Below are 16,701 nucleotides of genomic sequence, written 5' to 3'. Positions count from 1 at the left end.
CTCAGTGCAACGGCTGGAAGCCCATCAGGGTGGAGCCGTCCGCGAGCGGCGCGAAGCGGCAGCGCAGGCGGCGTCCGTCGTTCATCTGCACCTCGCCGTCCCATTCGGCGCGTGCGCCGAAATCGGACACGAAATCGCGCACTTCGCCCCAGATCGGCGAGGGCTCGGTCCCTGCCTGCCAGCGGCGGGTCACCTCGACCACGGTGCTGCCGAGCGCGGGCTGGTGCGCCCAGAGCTCGTGACAGGCGGCATTCGCCATGACGAGCTTGGCGGCGGGCGAGAAGACCGCGACGCCTTCCTCGAAACAATCCATCGCGGATTGTGCGCGTTTGACGAATTCGTTCAGGCGGCGGGACATGCCGATCTCGTCGCTGATGTCCTCGATCACGAAGGCGATGGCGCCATTGGGATAGGGCTGGCCGGTCACGCGGTAGGTGATGCCGGTCGACAGGGTCCAGGTTTCCTCGAAGCGGCCCTCGGCGGCGCGGGTGTCGACGTCCCAGATCGCCTCGCGCCAGCGCTTGAAATCCTTCGGTTCGGGCATGATCCGCGCCTCGCGCAGGGTCTCGAAGAAGGCCGAGAGCGAGGGGCGGGAGCTGAGGAAGTCGGCGCCGAGTCCGGTCAGGTCCACGATGGCGGGGTTGAAGAGCGACAGCCGCCGGTCCCGGTCGAAGATCGCGAGCCCGGTGGAGAGCAGGGCGAAGGTCTTGGTGAGCGTCTGGATGAAGTTGCGCTGCGCGATCTCGGCCCGGACCACCGCCGTGACCTCGACCGCGTAATGCAGGAAATTCTCGCCGTCCCGCAGGATCGTGACATCGAACCAGCGGGTTTCCGGCGTCGCCTGCAGCTCGACCCGCGCCGTCACCGGCGCCTCGGCCCGGGGCATGGGCAGCCCGGTGGCCAGGACGTCGCCGTGCCCGGAGCCCAGCTCGGACTCAAGACGTCGGTAGGCTTCGTTCGTCCAGCGCAGGCGCCCTCGACTGTCCGAGCCCCAGACCGGGGAGGGCGCGCGGCGGACAGAGGCTTCCCAGCGACGCATCCGGCTTTCGGAGGTCCGCCGCAGGTGGCGGTCGGCCTGGTTGACCGGCCCGGCATCGACGACGTGGACCCGCACGGCCCCGTCCCGCGCGACGATATGTGCCTCGGCGCGGTCGCCGCTGTCGGCCGCGCGCAGGATGGTGCTGCCCTCGGTGGGCGGGCGTTGCGGGAAATCGTGGAACCGCGGGGCGAGCACATCGCGCATCCGCTGCCAGTCCGACGTCCCGTAATCCACCGTCTCGAGCAGGTCCGCCCCCGAGGAGGAGACATCAAGGATCTCGTCCTTGTGGAAGAGGAACTCGATCGGCGTGTCGTCCGGCTGCGGGTCCTCGCGGGCCACGCCGCCGGTCGCGTATCCACGCCGTCCGGCGATGGCGTGCACAAGATAAAGCGCTGAAAAGGCGGCAAGAAAAGAGGCCACCACGATCAGCGCGATCGAGGAGAGGACCTCCATCCAGACTTCTCCCGTTCAGCATCCCCAGCCCGCAGGATGCCGCGCCAACGGTTAACGAAGTGTTAATGAAGCCCGGGACGGGAGGGCGCGCACCGCGGTCAGATTTCGAGCGGACGGTTCTCGCGCATGCGGATCGCGTTGTCGCCCTTCACCGCGTCGATCTTACGGCGCGGCCATGTCACCTCGACCACGGCGCCGGTGCGGTCGGCAAACTCCCCCGGCGCCTCGTATTTCTCGGCGCCATTGGCAAAGGTCAGCGCGGCCCCGGAGCGTTCCAGCAGGGTCTTGGCGATGAAAAGGCCCAGCCCCATCCCCTCGTAGCCCGGCCGCTGGCTGTCGCCGTTGCCGCGCCGGCGCCGGACGAAGGGATCGCCGATCCGCCCGATGACCTGCGGCGAATAGCCCCGCCCGTCGTCCATGATCCGGACCCAGACCGTGTCGCCGGTCCAGCGCGCCTCGATCCAGATGTTCGCGCGGGCGAAATCGACGGCGTTCTGGATCAGGTTGCGCAGCCCGTGCACCACCTCGGGACGGCGCAGGATCACCGGCTGCGGGCCGTCGTGGCCCGGGGCGGGCCCTTCCTCGAAATGCACCTGCTTGCCGCGGTCGAGATGCGGCTCCGCGGCCTCCATCACCACGGTGGTCAGCGGCGCGGATTGCAGATGCAGGTCCTCTTTCCCCGCGCGCCCCATCGAGCGCAGGATGTCCCGGCAGCGGTCGGCCTGCTGGGCGATGAGCCGGGCGTCCTCCTGCATGTCGGGGCGGTCGTCGAGATCCTCGGCCAGTTCCGCGGCGGTGAGCTTGATGGTGGCCAGCGGCGTGCCCAGCTCATGCGCGGCGGCGGCGACGACGCCGCCGAGGTCGGTGAGCTTCTGCTCGCGCGCCAGCGCCATCTGGGTGGCCTGCAGGGCGTCCGACATGTTGTGCATCTCGGCCGCGATCCAGCGGGAATAGATCCCGAGGAAGATCACCGCGATGACGATGGCCAGCCAGCTGCCGAAGACGAAGACGTCCGCGACCAGGATCTCGTTTCCGTCGGCCGTCAGCAGCGGCAGGTGATAGGGCACCAGCAGGGTCGCGGCGGTGATCGCGATCAGGCCGACGAAGGTCGCCGACCGGGCCGAGAGCGCGGCGGCCGACACGGTCACCGGCCCGACGATCAGGATCGAGAACGGGTTGTGCAACCCGCCGGTGAGATAGAGCAGAAGCGACAGCTGGAGCAGGTCGAAGAGCACCATCATGAGGTTCTCGACCTCGGTCAGGCGCTTGCTTTCGGGGAAGGCGACGGTGGCGATCAGGTTGCCCGCGATCGAGACGCCGACCACGAGATAGCACAGCCCGTATTCCAGTTGCAGGCCATAGATCTGCCCGGCCGCCAGCAGCGCCGAGAGCTGGCCCGCGATGGCGCCCCAGCGGAGCAGGATGATGGTGCGCAGCCGGATCCAGTTGCCGCGCTGGCGGCCCTTCAGGGGCCCGATGTCGGGATGGCTCATGCGGCGGGTCCGCCCTTCTTCTTGCGCCCGAAAGCCTAGCCAGCGGACCCGCGCGGTGCAATGGCGCACGCCGGGCCGCGGGAGCCCGTGTTTGACGGGGGGTGGCGGGCGGGATAAGACTCTTCGACCCACCATCGGGACAAGGGAGCATGTGTGATGCCGGACAAGCCTGATCTTGGCGCGGATCCGTCGCTGCTGCTGGTCGACGATGACGAGCCCTTTCTGAAACGCCTGGCCAAGGCCATGGAAAAGCGCGGCTTTTCCGTGGAGACCGCCGAATCCGTCGCCGCCGGCAAGGCCATCGCCACCGCCCGTCCGCCGGCCTATGCCGTCTGCGACCTGCGGCTGGGGGACGGCAACGGGCTGGACGTGGTCGAGGCGATCCGCGAACGGCGGCCCGATGCGCGGATCGTGGTGCTGACAGGCTATGGCGCGATCGCGACCGCGGTGGCCGCGGTGAAGATCGGCGCGACCGATTACCTGTCGAAGCCCGCCGACGCCACCGACATCACCAACGCGCTGCTGGCCCGAAGCGACACGCTGCCGCCGCCGCCCGAGAACCCGATGAGCGCCGACCGCGTGCGGTGGGAGCACATCCAGCGGGTCTATGAGCTGTGCGACCGCAACGTCTCGGAAACCGCGCGGCGGCTGAACATGCACCGCCGGACCCTGCAGCGCATCCTTGCGAAACGCTCGCCGCGCTAGGCGGCCCCGCTGCCGAGCTCGCGCTTCAGCCAGTCGATGAAGGTCTGCACCCGGGCCCGGCGGGGCCCCGGCGCCGTGGCGATGTAATAACCCACGTCCGGCAGCCCTTCGACCGGCACCTCCACGAGGCGGCCGGCGTCAAGCTCGGGCTGCAGGATGCTCTTGACCCCGAACATCAGGCCGTAGCCCTGCGCGGCGGAGCCGACCTCGAGCACCGGGCTCGCGATCTCGGTGATCCTCAGCGCGTCCCGGTCCAGCCCCAGCTTCGCCAGCAGACCCCCCTCGGCGGTGTTTCTCGGCTCGAGGATCCACGGCAGGTGGCCCAGATCCTCCGCGGAGCGGACCTGCGCGGCGATCCGCGGCGCGGCGGCGACGATATAGCGCGAGCGGATCAGCAGCTCCGCCTCGGTGTCGGGCCAGGAGAAGTTCGGCGCGCCCGAGCGGATGGCGAGGTCGATCCCCCCGGTGCCGAGCTCCGCCAGCGTCGACGTCACGTCGAGCGAGACCGAGATCTCGGGGTGGGTGTCCCAGAAGCGGCTGAGCGCGGGCATCAGCAGCCATTGCGCGAAGCCCTGCGTGGTCGAGACCCGCACCGAACGCCGCGCCTCGTCGTGGCGGAGCGCGTCGATGCCCCCGGCGATGGTCGAGAAGCCTTCGGCCAGCGCCGCGCTGAGCCGGGCGCCCTCGGGGGTGAGGACCAGGCCGCGGCCCTGCCGGATCACCAGCGCGACGCCGAGGTCGGCCTCCAGCCCGCGGACCTGCTGGGCGACGGCGGCGGGCGTGACGTTCAGCGCCCGCGCCGCGGCCGAGAACCCGTCAAGCCGTGCGGTCGCCTCGAAGGCGCGCAGCGCGGAGAGAGAGGGCAGGTGGCGCCAGTCGGGATCGGGCATCTTCAAGCTGAACTAAAGGATCGCGCAGAATTGCTGACTCCGTGTCTGACGCCTGCGGGCCTATATGTCCATAGAAACCGTGTTCATGCGGCGGAGAGAGATGATGCTCAGGCTACCAGACGAGATGTTGAAGGCGATGCAGGTGCGGCCCCAGGAGATCCGCGTGAAACCGGAGCGGAAGCCGTGGCGCTGGCCCGCGTGGGTCAAGGCGAAACCCGCGGGGACCAGGCCGAGGATGGCGTGAGAGGGGCAGGGTCCGCGTCACAGACGGTAGATCTTGACCACCTTGTCCACGACGCTGCCGTCCTCCAGCAGGACGCCCTCGCGCCGACCCGCGTCCTCGAACCCGCGGCTCTGGTAATAGGCCAGGCCGCCCGCGTTGTCGGCCCGGATCTCGGCCTCGATCTCGCGGGCGCCGGCCTCCCGCGCGGCCTCGCGCGTGGCGGCGAACAGGGCCGAGCCGATCCCGAGCCCGGTGCGCCCGACCCGGGCGAAGGTGGCGATGTGCAGCCGCTCGCGCCGCTGCGGGTCGTGCTGGTCGACCCATTGGAAGCCGAGCAGCCCGCCCGCCCCATCTTCGGCGATGTGCCAGATCGAGAGCGGGTCGCGCTCCATCCATTCCAGCATGTCGGTCCGGGTGAGCGCCGTGGTCCCGCCCCGGGCGATGACCTCGTTCAGCAGATCTGCCATGGCCCCGGCGTCCAGCGGGCCTGCGCGGCGGACGTGGATCATCCCATGGCCTCCAGCAGCGCGGCGTGCCGCGCGGTGTAATCGTTGCGCGCCTCGACCGGCGGGCGCAGGCGGATCGACAGCCCCTCGCGCAAGGAGGGGTCGGGGCGGCCGAAGAACCCGTCCGCCTCGGACTCGGAGAAGCCCGCGATCGCGACCGCCTCCATCCAGGCCGAGACCCGGTCGGCGCGCTTGATCTTCTGCTTCACGGTCTTCGGCAGCGCCGCGGGCAGGCCGAAGCGCAGGTGGATGGCGGTGGTCAGCCGGGCGTCCAGCTCTCCGTAGCTCGGCCCCACGGCGGCCTTCACCGGAGAGATCATGTCGCCGATCACGTATTCCGGCGCGTCGTGCAGCAGCGCCGCGAGCCGCCATTTCACCGGCGCCTTCGGGTCGATCCGGGCGAAGATCGTCTCGACCAGCAGGGAATGCTCGGCGACCGAATAGGCGAAATCCCCGAAGGTCTGCCCGTTCCAGCGCGCCACGAAGGCCAGGCCGTGGGCGATGTCCTCGATCTCGATGTCCATCGGCGTGGGATCCAGCAGGTCGAGCCTGCGGCCCGAGAGCATCCGCTGCCATGCGCGCGCCTGTTTCGCCATCACCGCCTCCGTTCCAACGCGGCCCATCTGCGGCGAAGGCGGGGGGGAAATCAACCGGCGGAGGGGCCCGATGCCGCGTAATCGGGCAAAGACGACCGGTGAGCGTGCAACCGCGCAGGGAAAGTCCGGTTGGCACATGACCGCGGTGTCTGTAATTGAAGGCTTAATCTGCGGGTGCTAGTCCGCGCTCCATAATCGTTCGGAAGGAAGCCACATGGCCAAAGATTTTGTCGTCAAGGATATTAAACTCGCTGCCTACGGGCGGAAGGAACTCGATATTGCGGAAACCGAAATGCCGGGCCTCATGGCCCTGCGCGAGGAATACGGCGCCAGCCAGCCGCTGAAGGGCGCGCGCATCGCCGGCTCGCTGCACATGACCATCCAGACCGCCGTCCTGATCGAGACGCTGGTCGCGCTCGGCGCGCAGGTCCGCTGGGCGTCGTGCAACATCTTCTCGACCCAGGACCACGCCGCGGCCGCGATCGCCGAAAGCGGCGTGCCGGTCTTTGCCGTGAAGGGCGAGACGCTGGTGGATTACTGGTCCTACACCGACCAGATCTTCCAGTTCGAGGAGGGCGGCGCGAACATGATCCTCGACGATGGCGGCGACGCGACGCTCTACATCCTCTACGGCGCCCGCGTCGAAGAGGGTGAGGACGAGCTGATCGCCACCCCGACCTCGGAAGAGGAAGAGGCCCTGTTTGCCCAGATCCGGAAGCGGATGAAGGAAACCCCCGGCTGGTTCGTCAAGCAGCGCGCGATGATCCAGGGCGTGTCCGAGGAAACCACGACGGGCGTGCACCGGCTCTACAAGATGATGGAGAAGGGCCACCTGCCGTTCCCCGCCATCAACGTGAACGACTCGGTCACCAAGTCGAAGTTCGACAACAAGTACGGCTGCAAGGAATCGCTGGTCGACGGCATCCGCCGCGCCACCGACACGATGATGGCCGGCAAGGTGGCCGTGGTCTGCGGCTACGGCGACGTGGGCAAGGGCTCGGCCGCATCGCTCAGCGGCGCGGGCGCCCGGGTGAAGGTGACCGAGGTCGATCCGATCTGCGCCCTGCAGGCGGCGATGGACGGCTACGAGGTGATCACGCTCGAGGATGTCGTGTCTTCGGCGGACATCTTCATCACCACGACCGGCAACAAGGACGTCATCCGCATCGAGCACATGCGCGAGATGAAGGACATGGCGATCGTCGGCAACATCGGCCACTTCGACAACGAAATTCAGGTGGCGAACCTGAAGAACCACAAGTGGACCAACATCAAGGACCAGGTCGACATGATCGAGATGCCCTCGGGCAACCGGATCATCCTGCTGTCCGAAGGGCGCCTGCTGAACCTCGGCAACGCGACCGGGCACCCGTCCTTCGTCATGTCGGCCTCCTTCACCAACCAGGTGCTGGCGCAGATCGAGCTCTTCACCAAGGGCGACGAGTACGAGAACAAGGTCTACATTCTGCCCAAGCACCTCGACGAGAAGGTCGCGCGTCTGCACCTCGACCGGATCGGCGTGAAGCTGACAAAGCTGAAGTCGGACCAGGCGGAGTACATCGGCGTGAGCCCCGAGGGCCCGTTCAAGCCCGAGCATTACCGCTACTGATCCCGGCCGGCTTCGGCCGGAGGCCGAGAACCCGACGCCCCCGCAGGTTGCTGCGGGGGCGTTTTCATGTCGTCCCCCATGTGCCGCAAGCGTGTCGCGGAGCCGCCCCGAGGCGCCCGGGATTGCCCCATCCACCCCGGCGCGCCACCGGCTCATCCTCGGGTCCGGAGAGGGTTCCGACGGGTCCGGGCGGTGGCGGTGCCGACAATTCGAAGGACTTACCCTTTGCTCCGGACCGCGCCCGTGCGCTATGAGGAGCCGATGGCCAGGACGGCCCGAGATCCTTTCGATACGCGTGTGTGGGAGCATGCGGGGAGCAGGGGGTTCCGGTCCGGCCGTGCCCCCTGCATTTTCATCCCGGGAAGAAGTCCGGCATCAGGCCGATGGTCCGACAGCCGCAGACGGCGTGGCCGGTGGCGCCCCGGCATGGCGGTGCCGATCCACCTGCGCTGCCGGGACCTGTGCCGTGACCCGATCCGCCTAGAGCTTTCCGACCCCGCCCATGTCGCAGACGATCTTCCACTCCGCTTCGGTCACCGGCTGCACGGAGAGGCGCGAGTTGTTGATCAGCACCATGTCCTTCAGCCGCGGCTCGGCCTTGCAATCCTCGAGCGTCACCGGCTTCGGCAGGGGTTTCACCGCGCGGATGTCGACGCATTCCCAGCGGTCGTCATCGGTGGAGCTGTCGGGATGCGCCGCGGCGCAGACCTCGACGATGCCGACGATCTCCTTCTCCTTCTGGGAATGGTAGAAGAAGCCCAGGTCGCCCACCTCCATCTCGCGCATGAAATTGCGGGCCTGGTAGTTGCGGACGCCGTCCCATTCCTCTCCGGCCTCGCCCTTCGCGACCTGCTGGTCCCAGCTCCAGGTCGAGACCTCGGACTTGAAGAGCCAGTAGCGCATCAGCCGATGACCTTCTTCCAGGCCGACAGCTCGACCGACTGGAAGAGCCCGGCCCTGGCGTAGGGATCGCCATCGGCCCAGGCCTGCGCCGCGGCCATGTCCTCCACCTCGAGGATGACGAGCGAGCCGCACATCTCTCCGGCCTCGTCCAGGAGCGGGCCCGCCTGGAAGACCGCGCCGGTCTCGGCGATGTATTGCAGGTGGTCGTCGCGGTTGTCCTTGCGGGTCTGGAGCGCGCCGGGCTTGTCCCGGGCGATGAGCGCGATCAGCATGTCATTCCTCCTTGAGCGGGCGGGACAGAAGCATCCCGAGCGCGGTTTCCATGTCCACCTTCCCGTCGATCAGCGCAACCACGACCTCGGTGATCGGCATGTCGACACCCCGCTTGCGGGACGCCTCCTGCACCGCGTGGGCCGTCGCGGCGCCCTCGACCGTGACAGAGGGATCGAAGCTCTGTCCCTCGCCGATGGCGCGGCCGAAACGGTAGTTGCGCGATTGCTCGGAGGTGCAGGTGAGCGCGAGATCCCCGAAGCCCGACAGCCCGGCGAGCGTGTTCTCATGCGCCCCGCGGGACACGGCCAGGCGGACCATCTCGGCATAGCCGCGGGTCATCACCGCGGCACGCGCGCTTTCGCCGTAGCCCGCGCCGATGGCGGCACCGCAGGCGATGGCGATGACGTTCTTCATCGCGCCGCCGGTCTCGGCCCCGGTCACGTCCTCGGTCCGGTAGAGCCGCAGGTTCGGCGCCGAGAGGGCCTGCTGCAGCTCTTCGGCGCAGGGCCCGTGCGCGCAGGCGAGGGTCAGCGCGGTCGGAAGCCCGCGGGCGATGTCGGCGGCAAAGCTGGGCCCGGTGAGCAGCGCGGGCGTGGCGGCGGGCAGCTCTTCCGCGATGACCTCGGAGGGGCCGAGGCCGGTGGACAGCTCGATCCCCTTGCAGCAGGCGACCAGCGGGCGATTGTCCAGCACCGCTGCATGGGCGCGGATCGCGTCCCGCAGTTTCTGCATCGGCACGGCCAGCAGAAGGGGGAAATCCCCCGAAAGAGAGCCGATATCATCCGTCACGACCAGGCTTTCGGGCAGGGTCACGCCGGGCAGGCGCGGGTTCTCGCGCGTATCGTTCATCCGGGCGACGGCCTCCGCGTCCCGCGCCCAGAGCACCACCTTCCGTCCGCCGAGGGCCAGCGACACCGCCAGCGCCGTGCCGAATGCCCCTGCGCCGATCACTCCCGTCATGCCTTGGCCCCTTTCTTTCCGCTGCCGATCATCGGCGCCGCGGCGCGGTCCAGCGGCCAGCGGGGCCGGGCGACCAGCGTCATGTCGTCAACCGCCCCCGCCGCCATGCGTTCCAGCCCGGCATAGGCGATCATCGCCGCGTTGTCGGTGCAGAGCCGCAGCGGCGGCGCGAGGAAGGCGAGGCCGTTCTCCTGCGCGACCCGCTCAAGCGCGGCGCGGATCGGCCGGTTCGCGGCGACCCCGCCAGCGACGGCAAGAAGCGGCGTTTCAGGCTCTGACACGAGGTATTCGGCGATGGCGCGGCGGGTCTTCTCGGCCAGAACCTCGGTCACGGCCGCCTGGAACCCGGCGCAGAGATCGACCCGGTCCGAGCGTTTCAGCCTGCCGTCCTGCATCACCGCATCCCGGGTCCGCAGAAGCGCCGTCTTCAGCCCCGAGAAGCTGAGGTCGCAGCCGGGCCGGTCGAGCAGCGGGCGCGGGAAGGGGAAACGCCCCGGATCGCCAAGCGCCGCCTCCGCCTCGACCGACGGCCCGCCCGGCTGGGGCAGGGCCAGCAGGCGCGCGGTCTTGTCGAAGGCCTCGCCCGGTGCGTCGTCGATCGTGCCGCCGAGGCGGCGGAAGTCGTCGGGGCCGGAGACGATCAGGAACTGGCAATGCCCGCCCGAGACCAGGAGCATCAGATAGGGATAATCCGCGCCATCGGTCAGCCGGGGCGTCAGCGCATGGCCCGCAAGGTGGTTCACGCCGATCAGCGGCAGACCGGCGCCCGCGGCGATGCCCTTGGCGCACATCACGCCCGACAGGACGCCGCCGATCAGCCCGGGCCCCGCGGTGACGGCGACCGCGTCGATCCGGTCGAGCGTCAGCCCCGCCTCGGCCAGCGCCTGCGCCACGCATCCATCGAGCTTCTCGGCATGGGCGCGGGCGGCGATCTCCGGCACCACGCCGCCGAAGGGCGCATGCAGATCGGCCTGCCCCGCGACGACGGACGACAGGATCACGGCGGCGCCCGGGGTGCCACGGATCACGGCCGCGGCGGTGTCGTCGCAGCTGCTCTCCAGCCCAAGGATGACCCGCTCGCCCATTGTCCTGTCCGTTGCGCCCAGCCTGCACGGCAGGTAACACCGGAAGGTCACGCAAACAATGGCTTCGCCCTCATGACGCCGACCGTCCTGCTCACCCGCCCGGCCCCGGACAGCGCTGCCTTCGCGGCCGCGCTGACGGAACGCATCGCGGTGCCGGTGGTTGTCTCTCCACTTATGCGGATCGTGACGGACGGGACATTGCCGAACATGGACGACGTGGACGGGGTGATCTTCACCTCGCGCAACGGGGTGCGGGCCTACCGGGAGCTGAACGGCCCGGCACGGCCCTGCTATTGCGTCGGCCCCGGCACCGCCGAAGAGGCCCGGGCGGCCGGCATGCCCGCGCGCTTCGCGGAGGGCGATGCGGTGGCGCTCGAGGCACTGATCCGGAGCGAGGCACCCGAGGGACGTTGGCTGCATCTTCACGGCCGGCACGTGCGGGTCGATGTCTCTGCCCGTCTGCGCGAGGCCGGCATCGCCGCCGAGGGCCGCGTGGTCTATGCGCAGGAGGCGCAGCCGCTGAGCGCCGAGGCGCGCGCGCTGCTGGACGGCGAGGCCCCCGTGGTGGCGCCGGTCTTCTCGCCCCGCAGCGCCAAACTTCTGGCACAGGGTGAAAAGTCCGCGGCACCGGTCTATATCGTTGCGATGAGCGATGCGGTCGCCAGCGCGCTCGGAGACTGGCCCCGGACGAAATGCACCATTGCCGGTCAGATGGATTTCCGCTCCATGCTGGAGGCGACGGTTGAGAGTATCGAGTTGGCCGCGCGGGTTGAGGGCGGCCGGACGCCAAAGTAATGTCCCCCATGCTGCCCCGGCGGCACATACGGAATTGAGAGGGTCGCGACGTGTCTGCAAAGAAAGCTTCTTCGACCGGCAAGGATGCCAAGGACGACAGAGCCGCCGCCCCCGGTGACGCGGCGACCGGCACGCCCGAGGTCCCGGCGACGGAGGGCTCGGACGCGGTGATGAGCGCCCAGGCCGGCGATACGCCGACAGGCGGAGAGGCGGGCGACCCGCGCCCGGACCTGCAGGTCGAGGCGGTCGAACATGATCCGCGGCCCGCAACCGCGGCCGCAGCCGCAACCGCGGCCGTCGCCGCTCGGCCTGACGTCCACCTCGAATCGGTGCGGCATGACCCGCGTCCGGCCTCGATGGCGCGGACCTATGGCGCGGCGGCTGCCACCGGCGCCGCCGCAGCGCCCTCTCCGGCTGCCGAAGCCGCGACCGCGCCCCCCACGCCGGCCGCGGCCCCGATGGCGCGCGACCGCAGCGGCGGCGGTTTCTTCCCGGCGCTTCTGGGCGGGGTCATCGCCGCGGCGCTCGGCTTCGGCCTGGCCTACCTGATGTTCGGCGGCGCCGACCCCTCCGCCAACCGGCTGGACGAACTCGAGACGCGGCAGTCCGATCAGGCCGCCGCGATCGACCAGCTCCGCTCGCAGGTTGAGGCCGGCCCCGATCTCTCGTCCCTGGATGAGCGGTTCGACGGCTTCGGCTCGGATCTCTCCGCGGTGCAGGACCGGCTCGACGTGATGGCCGGCGACATGTCCGAAGCGGCCGAGCGGATCACCGCGCTCGAGAAGCGGCCCGTGACCGAGAGCGTCTCCCAGGAGGCGATCGCGGCCTATGAACAGGAGCTTGACCGCCTGCGGCAGGCGATGGAGGACCAGCGGACCGAGGTCGAGGCGCTGATCGAAGACGCCCGGCAGATGGAGAGCGACGCCAACGCCACCGCCGCGGCCACGATGCAACGCGCCGCGCTGACGCGGATCCTCTCGGCCCTCGACACCGGCGCGCCTTATGCCGCGGCTCTGGCCGATCTGCAGGAGGCCGGGATGGAGGTGCCCGAAGCGCTGGCGGCCAATGCCGAAAGCGGCGTGCCCTCCCTCGCCGACCTGCGCGCGGCCTATCCGGACGCCGCCCGCCGTGCCCTGTCGGCCGCACGGGCGAACGATGCGGGCGGCCGGTCGATCGGTGATTTCCTCAGGGACAACCTGGGGGCCCGTTCGCTGGAACCGCGCGATGGCGATGATGCCGACGCCGTGCTCTCGCGTGCCGAGGGCGCGCTGAAGGCCGGACGGCTGGGCGATGCCCTCGCCGAGCTCGAGACGCTGCCCGACGCATCCCGCGCCGAACTCTCCGGCTGGATCGAACAGGCCGAGACCCGGCGCAACGCCATCGCCGCCGCCGAGGAACTGAACGCCAGCCTCAGCGACAGCTGAGCGGCCCCACCCATTGGCCGGGCCAGGAGGCCCGGCCAGACGCAAAGCAATTCAGGAAGCCCGCCCATGCTCTGGTCGCTCGTGAAAATCGTTCTCTTCGTCCTGATCGTGGCCGCCGCCACGATGTTCGCGAGTTACCTCCTGGAACTGGACGGCTCGGTGCGGATCGCCATCGGGTCGGTCGAATACAACCTGAACACGCTGACGGCCGTGATCTCGCTCCTGGTGCTGATCCTCGCGGTCTGGGTCTTGATCAAGCTGCTCGGCCTGCTGGTCGCGGTGCTGCGCTTCATCAACGGCGACGAGACCGCGATGTCGCGCTATTTCGACCGCAACCGCGAGCGGAAGGGCTATCAGGCGGTGCGGGACGGGATGATCGCGCTGGCGTCGGGCGAATCGCGGCTGGCGATGGCCAAGGCGCAGAAGGCGCAGAAATACCTCGACAGCCCCGAACTGACGACGCTGCTGATCGCGCAGGCGGCCGAACAGGCCGGCGACCGCAAGAAGGCCGAGGATGCCTACAAGGCCCTTCTGGCCGATGACCGGACGCGCTTCGTGGGCGTGCGCGGGATCATGAAGCAGAAACTGTCGGACGGCGACACCGAGACGGCGATGAAGCTGGCCGAGAAGGCCTTCGCCCTGAAGCCCGCGCATCGCGAGGTGCAGGACACGCTGCTGCAATTGCAGGCCCAAAAGGAGGACTGGAAGGGCGCCCGCGCGACCCTGAACGCCAAGCTCCGCCACGGCGCCCTGCCGCGGGACGTGCACAAGCGGCGCGACGCCGTGCTGGCCCTGTCCGAGGCGAAGGGGGTCTTCGACGAGGGCAACACGATCGAGGCCCGCGAGGCCGCGATCGAGGCGAACCGCCTGTCACCCGACCTGATCCCCGCCGCGGTCATGGCCGCGCGCAGCTACATCGCGCAGGACAAGCCGAAATACGCGACCCGGGTGCTGAAGAAGGCCTGGGAGGTGCATCCGCACCCCGACCTCGCCGCCGCCTTCGCGGAGATCGAGCCCGACGAGGATCCGAAGGCGCGACTCAAGCGCTACAAGGCCCTGACGAAATCGCACCCCGAGCATCGCGAGACGCGCCTGCTTCTGGCCGAGCTCTACCTCGCGGACGAGGATTTCCCCGAGGCGCGGCGCGCACTCGGCGACCTGGCGGTGGAAAGCCCGGACGCCCGGACCCTGTCGATCATGGCCGCCGTCGAACGCGGCGAGGGCAAGCCCGACGCGGTGGTGCGCGGCTGGCTGACGCGGGCCGTCTCGGCCTCGCGCGGGCCGCAGTGGACCTGCGAGAAATGCGGCCATATCCACGGCGAATGGGTCCCGGTCTGCACCAATTGCGGCGCCTTCGACACGCTGGCCTGGCGCGAGGCCCCGGCCTCGGAATTCTCGACCCTGATGTCGAGCGCCACCCTGCCGCTGATCGTCGGCAAGCTGGACGAGCCCCGCGCCGAGCCGTCCGGACAGCCGCCCGCGCCGCAGGCCGCACCGCATCCCGCGCCGGCCCCGGAACCCGCCATGCCGGAAGCCGCCGCAGATGTCCCGGATGCCGAGATCCTGCCGCCGGACGAGGCCGCGGCGCGGTCGGAGGGTTCCGCGCGGAAGGGGTAAAATTGCCCTTTTCGAGCCGTCCAGCCGATGCTATAGCCCCGGCTCACGGCGCCTGGGGTGCCGTCAGGCACGGCCTGAGAAGGATGCCGCTGTAGCTCAGCTGGTAGAGCACGTCATTCGTAATGATGGGGTCGGGGGTTCGAGTCCCTTCAGCGGCACCATCCTTCTCACCCTCCCCCCTTCGCGCAGATGTCCGGACAACCGCCCGCGCCGGGCGCGTCAGTTCACCAGAACCTCGGGCTTGAAGCCGCCATTGCGCCATTTTTCCAGCGCGGCGTTGAAGTTGGGGCCGGGCAGGCCGTCGAGCGTGCCGGCGTAGTAGCCTGCCTGCTTCAGCCGCTCCTGCACCGCCTTGAGCGTGTCGCGCGACCATTCGGTGGTCGATCCGGTCAGCTGGCGGATCAGCGTGCCGCGGTCCTCGGCCACCCCGCGCAGCAGCAGAACGGAGGCCTCTGCGGGGTCGCGGTCCACGCCGCGCCCCTCGTCGAGCAGGATCGCCGCGGCGCGATAGCCGTCGCTCTCGCCGTCGCGGGCGGCGCGGCGGAAGTAATCGAGCGCATCGGCCGGGCTGTCCACCGCGCCGTCCTGCGCCAGCACGCCGAGGTTGAAGACGGCCTTGGCCGAGCCGGCCTCGGCCGCGCGGCGCAGAAGGGCGATGGCCCGCTCCGGATCCGGCGCGCCGCGGTCACCCTGGAAGAGCGAGACGGCGAGGTTGATCATCGCGTCCGGGCTGCCGCCCTCGGCCGCCCGTTCATAGAGCGCCTGCGCCCCGGCAAGGTCCTGCGGCACACCCGTGCCGGTCTCGAGCAGCTGCGCGAGGCTGACCATGGCGCGCAGGTCGCCGCGGTCCGCGGCGCTCTTGTAGTGCCGGACGGCCCGGTCGAGATCGCCCGAAGCCGCAGTCGCCCGCGCCAGAAGGGCGGTGTAATGCGGCAGTTCCGGCGATTGCACGGCGGCGGCGGAACAGGCCTGGATCGCGGCGAGCGCGTTCTGGCGCAGCCGTTCGAAGGGCACGCCGGCATTGGCGGCCGTGGCGTCGCGCGGATGGGTCGCCAGCCGTTCGCAGAGCGCGCCGGGACTGCTGTCCTCGACCCGCGGGATCAGGTCGAGCAGGCGCTGCGCCTGTGGCGCGTCGGCGCCGTCGGGGTAGCGGGCGAGGTAATATTCCAGCAGCGGCCGCATCCGCGAGCGCCGGGCGAGGGTCCACAGACGCTCGGCCTCGGCCCGTTCGTCGCGCATCCCGATCGCGCGGGTCCGCGTGCCGGTTTCGAGAAAGGCCACCACGTCCTCGACATGGGCGCCCTGCGGGTAGCGGTCGACGTAGAGCTGCATAAGCCCCGCGTCCTTCTCGCTGGCCGCCACCTGCCAGAGGAGCGTTTCCTCCGAGGCGGTCACGGGGCTCTGGTCGAACTGGAAGAGCCGGGTGAGCGAGGAGTTCTCCCACGGGACCTGACGCCCGCCGGTCGCAGCCAGCACGTCGCGCCGGACCGCGACCATCAGCTCGGACAGGTCCTGGCCGGGGGTGTAGATGTGGTTCAGCATCGCCTCGGTGAAGAACGAGTTCCGGCCGGTGCCGTCATAGGCGACGTTGTCCGGCTGGGTGGCATAGGCGAACATGAAATTGGCGGCGGTCCCGACCCGGGCGAGCCCGGAATCGGCGCCCGGCAGGCCGACGCCGAAGGGATTGTCGCGGCAGGCATCGAGGAAGACGAGCTTCATCCCCTCGGATTGCTCCATCGCGCCGATGATGTCGGTGAGCGGCACCGTCTGGTCGGGCAGATCCTCGATGGAGGAGAGCGCCGCGTCGACCGGGACGAGGTAGTTCTGCCCGCTGACCTGGAAGCCGTGCCCGGCGTAGTAGAACATCACCACGTCCGCGCTCATCGCCCGCGTGGCGAAGCGCGCGATGGCGTCGCGGGTGTGCACCATGTCGAGGTTCGAGCCGAGGATCACCTCGAACCCCAGCCCCTCGAGCGCGACCGAGATGTCGAGCGCGTCGTTCTCGGGGTTCTCCAGCGGGCTGACCGACGTGTAGTCCGAATTGCCCAGCACGAAGGCGACCCGGCCCTCCGCCATGGCGGAAAGCGCCGAGAGATTCCAGAACAGGATGACCGCGATGAGCCGGGACAT

At 69.6% G+C, this 16,701-nt stretch carries 15 protein-coding genes and 1 tRNA gene; 6 read left to right on the top strand and 10 right to left on the bottom strand.

The features are described from left to right. Position 1 precedes the first annotated feature (1 nt). Positions 2-1,492, bottom strand: coding sequence for a PAS-domain containing protein (locus Q344_RS23865; protein WP_051630595.1), 1,491 nt, complete (start codon positions 1,490-1,492; stop codon positions 2-4). Between the two features lie 98 nt (positions 1,493-1,590). Next, a complete protein-coding gene (gene regB, locus Q344_RS0112200) occupies positions 1,591-2,985 on the bottom strand; it encodes a sensor histidine kinase RegB (protein ID WP_028286957.1) in 1,395 nt (464 codons plus the stop codon). A gap of 156 nt (positions 2,986-3,141) precedes the next feature. Here regB and Q344_RS0112195 point away from each other — a divergent pair, with 156 nt between their 5' ends. Beyond that, complete coding sequence (locus tag Q344_RS0112195; protein ID WP_028286956.1) at positions 3,142-3,690, top strand: ActR/PrrA/RegA family redox response regulator transcription factor; 549 nt, start codon at positions 3,142-3,144, stop codon at positions 3,688-3,690. Here Q344_RS0112195 and Q344_RS26700 read toward each other — a convergent pair. The 3 genes from Q344_RS26700 to Q344_RS0112175 all read right to left on the bottom strand — a co-directional run bounded on the left by Q344_RS26700 (position 3,687) and on the right by Q344_RS0112175 (position 5,905). Further along, positions 3,687-4,580 (bottom strand): LysR substrate-binding domain-containing protein, encoded by an 894-nt coding sequence (locus Q344_RS26700; RefSeq protein ID WP_036539558.1) that lies wholly within the window; start codon positions 4,578-4,580, stop codon positions 3,687-3,689. The two genes, Q344_RS0112195 and Q344_RS26700, sit on opposite strands and share 4 nt — an antisense overlap. Positions 4,581-4,841: 261 nt before the next feature. Continuing rightward, entirely contained in the window at positions 4,842-5,312 is a 471-nt protein-coding gene (locus Q344_RS0112180) for a GNAT family N-acetyltransferase (protein WP_028286953.1), read from the bottom strand. Further along, the gene (locus tag Q344_RS0112175) at positions 5,309-5,905 is read right to left on the bottom strand and encodes an HD domain-containing protein (protein ID WP_028286952.1); all 597 of its coding nucleotides are present in this window, start codon (positions 5,903-5,905) and stop codon (positions 5,309-5,311) included. Before Q344_RS0112175 ends, Q344_RS0112180 begins: the two co-directional genes overlap by 4 nt. A gap of 214 nt (positions 5,906-6,119) precedes the next feature. On the opposite strand from Q344_RS0112175, the gene ahcY reads away from it, so the two are divergent. Further along, on the top strand, positions 6,120-7,514 hold the full coding sequence (ahcY, locus tag Q344_RS0112170) for an adenosylhomocysteinase (RefSeq protein WP_028286951.1): 1,395 nt from the start codon (positions 6,120-6,122) through the stop codon (positions 7,512-7,514). Between the two features lie 480 nt (positions 7,515-7,994). On the opposite strand, the gene Q344_RS0112165 is transcribed toward ahcY, so the two are convergent. Genes Q344_RS0112165 through tsaD form a run of 4 tightly spaced genes read right to left on the bottom strand, consistent with a single transcriptional unit; the run spans position 7,995 to position 10,735 of the window. Further along, positions 7,995-8,417, bottom strand: coding sequence for an EVE domain-containing protein (locus Q344_RS0112165; RefSeq protein ID WP_028286950.1), 423 nt, complete (start codon positions 8,415-8,417; stop codon positions 7,995-7,997). Next, positions 8,417-8,689 (bottom strand): YciI family protein, encoded by a 273-nt coding sequence (locus Q344_RS0112160; protein ID WP_028286949.1) that lies wholly within the window; start codon positions 8,687-8,689, stop codon positions 8,417-8,419. Before Q344_RS0112160 ends, Q344_RS0112165 begins: the two co-directional genes overlap by 1 nt. Position 8,690: 1 nt before the next feature. Continuing rightward, positions 8,691-9,650, bottom strand: coding sequence for an NAD(P)H-dependent glycerol-3-phosphate dehydrogenase (locus Q344_RS0112155; RefSeq protein ID WP_028286948.1), 960 nt, complete (start codon positions 9,648-9,650; stop codon positions 8,691-8,693). Next, on the bottom strand, positions 9,647-10,735 hold the full coding sequence (gene tsaD / locus Q344_RS0112150; protein ID WP_028286947.1) for a tRNA (adenosine(37)-N6)-threonylcarbamoyltransferase complex transferase subunit TsaD: 1,089 nt from the start codon (positions 10,733-10,735) through the stop codon (positions 9,647-9,649). The genes Q344_RS0112155 and tsaD overlap by 4 nt, the downstream gene beginning before the upstream one ends. Before the next feature lie 72 nt (positions 10,736-10,807). On the opposite strand from tsaD, the gene Q344_RS0112145 reads away from it, so the two are divergent. From Q344_RS0112145 to Q344_RS0112130, 4 genes are all read left to right on the top strand, one after another. Continuing rightward, on the top strand, positions 10,808-11,530 hold the full coding sequence (locus Q344_RS0112145; RefSeq protein WP_028286946.1) for a uroporphyrinogen-III synthase: 723 nt from the start codon (positions 10,808-10,810) through the stop codon (positions 11,528-11,530). 50 nt (positions 11,531-11,580) lie between these two features. Further along, entirely contained in the window at positions 11,581-12,954 is a 1,374-nt protein-coding gene (locus Q344_RS23860; RefSeq protein WP_051630593.1) for a COG4223 family protein, read from the top strand. Positions 12,955-13,020: 66 nt separating this feature from the next. After that, entirely contained in the window at positions 13,021-14,571 is a 1,551-nt protein-coding gene (locus Q344_RS23855; RefSeq protein ID WP_051630591.1) for a heme biosynthesis protein HemY, read from the top strand. An 85-nt stretch (positions 14,572-14,656) separates the two neighbouring features. After that, a tRNA-Thr gene (locus Q344_RS0112130) sits at positions 14,657-14,732 on the top strand. 58 nt (positions 14,733-14,790) lie between these two features. On the opposite strand, the gene Q344_RS0112125 is transcribed toward Q344_RS0112130, so the two are convergent. Beyond that, entirely contained in the window at positions 14,791-16,701 is a 1,911-nt protein-coding gene (locus Q344_RS0112125; protein ID WP_028286945.1) for a caspase family protein, read from the bottom strand.

This window comes from Pseudooceanicola nanhaiensis DSM 18065 (assembly GCF_000688295.1).
GTDB classification, from domain to species: Bacteria; Pseudomonadota; Alphaproteobacteria; order Rhodobacterales; family Rhodobacteraceae; genus Pseudooceanicola; species Pseudooceanicola nanhaiensis.
This window is presented reverse-complemented; position numbering and strand designations above follow the sequence as displayed.

Coding starts and splice junctions, on each gene's coding strand:
- Q344_RS23865 (WP_051630595.1), bottom strand. CDS start 1,492: ATGGAGGTCCTCTCCTCGATCGCGCTGATCGTGGTGGCCTCTTTTCTT.
- regB (WP_028286957.1), bottom strand. CDS start 2,985: ATGAGCCATCCCGACATCGGGCCCCTGAAGGGCCGCCAGCGCGGCAAC.
- Q344_RS0112195 (WP_028286956.1), top strand. CDS start 3,142: ATGCCGGACAAGCCTGATCTTGGCGCGGATCCGTCGCTGCTGCTGGTC.
- Q344_RS26700 (WP_036539558.1), bottom strand. CDS start 4,580: ATGCCCGATCCCGACTGGCGCCACCTGCCCTCTCTCTCCGCGCTGCGC.
- Q344_RS0112180 (WP_028286953.1), bottom strand. CDS start 5,312: ATGATCCACGTCCGCCGCGCAGGCCCGCTGGACGCCGGGGCCATGGCA.
- Q344_RS0112175 (WP_028286952.1), bottom strand. CDS start 5,905: ATGGCGAAACAGGCGCGCGCATGGCAGCGGATGCTCTCGGGCCGCAGG.
- ahcY (WP_028286951.1), top strand. CDS start 6,120: ATGGCCAAAGATTTTGTCGTCAAGGATATTAAACTCGCTGCCTACGGG.
- Q344_RS0112165 (WP_028286950.1), bottom strand. CDS start 8,417: ATGCGCTACTGGCTCTTCAAGTCCGAGGTCTCGACCTGGAGCTGGGAC.
- Q344_RS0112160 (WP_028286949.1), bottom strand. CDS start 8,689: ATGCTGATCGCGCTCATCGCCCGGGACAAGCCCGGCGCGCTCCAGACC.
- Q344_RS0112155 (WP_028286948.1), bottom strand. CDS start 9,650: ATGACGGGAGTGATCGGCGCAGGGGCATTCGGCACGGCGCTGGCGGTG.
- tsaD (WP_028286947.1), bottom strand. CDS start 10,735: ATGGGCGAGCGGGTCATCCTTGGGCTGGAGAGCAGCTGCGACGACACC.
- Q344_RS0112145 (WP_028286946.1), top strand. CDS start 10,808: ATGACGCCGACCGTCCTGCTCACCCGCCCGGCCCCGGACAGCGCTGCC.
- Q344_RS23855 (WP_051630591.1), top strand. CDS start 13,021: ATGCTCTGGTCGCTCGTGAAAATCGTTCTCTTCGTCCTGATCGTGGCC.
- Q344_RS0112125 (WP_028286945.1), bottom strand. CDS start 16,701: ATGTCCCGGCTCATCGCGGTCATCCTGTTCTGGAATCTCTCGGCGCTT.